We start from the raw sequence: 2,706 nt of genomic DNA, 5'->3' as shown, positions 1-2,706 counted from the left end.
CGCGTACGCCATGGTCCTTCATGCGCGAGGCGAAGTCCTTGCCCCAGCCGGTGGTGTGGCTCATCCGGGCACGTGACGCCATGTAGCCGGCTTGCTGCAAGGCTGCCTGCTCGAGCTGCGTGTCCGGAACCAGCGCCGGCAGCCCGGCGGTGGACCGGATGCCGGCGAGCGTCGTCGTGGCGGAGGAGGAGACGCCTGCGCCTTCGCCGGTCGGCAGCACGGTGGTGGAGCAGGCGGCAAGGCCCGCCAGCGCGGCAAGAGCCGCACCCTTCAGCAGCAGGCGCCTGTTCGGGTTCGGGATCGGGTGGTTTTCGAGTCGCGCAACGGTCATACCCGCCTGAAATAATGGCGATGATGGCTTTTGCCGGGCAGGGCGGCGAAAATCTCGGTAGGCGGCCCTAGGCCGCGGTTTCGAGATTTGCTTCCGAGCCGCCGGTCCGATCGCCGGCCGTGTGCACCCACCAGGCGCCGAGCGCATCGATCAGCGGCACAAGCCTGCGGCCTGGTTCCGTGAGGTCGTAGTCGACGCGCAGCGGATAGCCTTGATGCGCGGTCCGCCGCACAATCCCGGCGTCCTCCAGCTTGCGCAGTTCCAGCGCCAGGATGCGGTGCGAAACGGTCGGATTGTCGCGCCTGAGTTCGCTGAAGCGTTTGGTGCCGTCCTTCAGATAATAGAGCAGCAAGGTCGGCCAGCGGCCGCTGAGCACGCGCATGGTCTCTTCGATCGGGCAGCGCGAGACGACATCTTTCATGGGGAGGGACCTGGACGCGTGGTTACAGAATAGTGCGTAATTTACATGGGGCGACCGGTGTTTAGGGTCAAGTTTCGCTGCGCGGCGTGACCCTCGAACATGGAAGAGACAACACATGGAACCTATCCTCCTTTACGGCTTCCCGGCGGGAAGCTCGATGGGGCTCGTCGCTGCCTTCGAACGCCTCGGGCTGCCCTACCGGCTGTGCCGGGTGGACATGCTGGCCGACATGAAGAACGAAGCCTATGCCGGCATCAACGGCCGGCAGGAAACGCCGGTGCTGATCACGGGCGAGGGCAAGGTGCTGACCGAGACCATGGCGATCGCCGCATGGCTCGAGGCCCGCGATACGCAGCGCCGCATCAGCTTCGATCCGCGCACGCCGGAAGCCGATCGGATGCACCAGCTGGTGGCTTTCGTGAACACCGGCTTCACCGCCGCTTTCATGCCGCTCTGGGCGGCGTTGGAAATGGCGTCGCCGGATCCGGTGCTGCAGGCGACCTTACGCGACTTCGGCCGCAAGGCCGTCGCCGAGCGTCACGACCAGCTTGAGGAGATGATCAACGGAACCGAGTTCCTGGCCGGGGACCGGCTGACGCTGGCCGATACCACGCTGATCGGCGTGGCGCGTTGGGCCGAATTTCACCAGGCCATCGAGGGCGCCGATTATCCCAGGCTTGCCGCCCTGCGCCGCCGCATCGAGGCCGTGCCGGAGGTGCGCTACGCGCTTGCCGTCGAGAATGGCGAAATGCCTGTCGGTTCGGGCGCCTGCCTGGGGCATGTCCCGCTGGCCGAGGTGATCGACCGCTTCGCGGCCTGATACACGACGCGCCTTTGGTCAACGGGCGGCGCCAGCGTGGCTGGCGCCGCCCGAATAGGACCTATTTCACCAGAGCCAGGACGAAAGGTGCCTGAAAGGTGTCCTCCATGCTGGAGGCCGTGTAACTTGGCGGCGCCGAACGGCTGGACGCTTTCGCCGTCAGCGTTGCGCTTCGGTCGCCATCCTCAGCGCCAGCGCCGCCAGCACGGTGCCCATCATCCAGCGCTGGATGACCATCCACAACGGCCGTCCGGCGAGGAACGTCGCGATCGAACCGGCGGTCACCGCGATGATGGCGTTGACGGTGAGGCTGATCGAGATCTGGGTGACGCCAAGCACCAGAAGCTGCGACAGCACATGGCCCTTGCCGGGACTGATGAACTGCGGCAGCAGCGAAAGGTAGAGCACCGCCACCTTGGGGTTGAGCAGATTGGTCATCAGCCCCATGGCGAACAGCCTGCGCGGTCCGTCCTTCGGCAATTCGCGAACCTCGAACGGCGAGCGCCCGCCGGGCTTCACCGCTTGCCAGGCGAGCCACAGAAGATAGAGCGCGCCGGCGATGCGTAGCGCATCATAGGCGAAGGGCACGGCGAGCAGCAGCGCGGTGATGCCGAAGGCCGCCGAGACCACGTAGAACAGGAAGCCGCAGGCGACGCCGCCGAGCGAGATCAGCCCGGCCTTCGGCCCTTGCGACAGCGAACGCGAGATCAGGTAGATCATGTTCGGCCCGGGCGTCAGCACCATGCCGAGGCAGACCAGCGCGAAAGCGAAGTGGTTTGCGGTGTCGGGCATCGATGCGTCTCCGGGTGGTGGCGGGGCCCATTCACCACGCGTCTTCATCGACCGCAAGGGCATGCCGGCGGGAGTTCTTGCTCCAGCGTTGAAAATCGGCAGCGTCCGCGCCGGCGCCATTCCTCCAACGCCGGGTGCTTTACCCGACGACCCGCAAATTCGACAGCTCGTTGGCGATTTCCTTGAAATTGTCGGACAGCGTGGCGCCCGTCGCGTTCCAGAACAGCTTGGCCGGCTTGCTGGGATCGGTCGGATCTTTGCGGAAGCGCGAGTCGGAAGAGCAGGCCTTCAGCGCGTCCATCGCCTTCTTGTCGCCGGCATCGGTCGCGGACATGTCGAGCG

The 2,706-nt window shown here is 65.9% G+C and carries 4 protein-coding genes and 1 pseudogene; 1 reads left to right on the top strand and 4 read right to left on the bottom strand.

Annotated features, from left to right (window positions below):
* Together EN780_RS31620 and EN780_RS31615 are read right to left on the bottom strand one after the other, a co-directional pair.
* Positions 1–331 (bottom strand): CAP domain-containing protein (locus EN780_RS31620; protein WP_245500185.1); only part of this gene is annotated, 331 nt, incomplete at its 3' end.
* Between the two features lie 67 nt (positions 332–398).
* Positions 399–752 (bottom strand): helix-turn-helix domain-containing protein, encoded by a 354-nt coding sequence (locus EN780_RS31615; protein WP_128276231.1) that lies wholly within the window; start codon positions 750–752, stop codon positions 399–401.
* A 115-nt stretch (positions 753–867) separates the two neighbouring features.
* Here EN780_RS31615 and EN780_RS31610 point away from each other — a divergent pair, with 115 nt between their 5' ends.
* Positions 868–1,572, top strand: a complete 705-nt coding sequence (locus tag EN780_RS31610) for a glutathione S-transferase family protein (protein ID WP_128276230.1) — start codon at positions 868–870, stop codon at positions 1,570–1,572.
* Between the two features lie 159 nt (positions 1,573–1,731).
* Here EN780_RS31610 and EN780_RS31605 read toward each other — a convergent pair whose 3' ends face one another.
* Both EN780_RS31605 and EN780_RS31600 read right to left on the bottom strand, forming a co-directional pair.
* Positions 1,732–2,364, bottom strand: coding sequence for a LysE family translocator (locus EN780_RS31605; RefSeq protein WP_128276229.1), 633 nt, complete (start codon positions 2,362–2,364; stop codon positions 1,732–1,734).
* A 139-nt stretch (positions 2,365–2,503) separates the two neighbouring features.
* Positions 2,504–2,706, bottom strand: a pseudogene (locus tag EN780_RS31600) (hypothetical protein); the annotation flags it as partial.

It is taken from the genome of Mesorhizobium sp. M4B.F.Ca.ET.089.01.1.1 (assembly GCF_004022605.1).
Lineage (GTDB): Bacteria > Pseudomonadota > Alphaproteobacteria > Rhizobiales > Rhizobiaceae > Mesorhizobium > Mesorhizobium abyssinicae.
The sequence above is the reverse complement of the archived record's forward strand: the minus strand, read 5'-3'. Positions and strand labels throughout refer to the sequence as shown.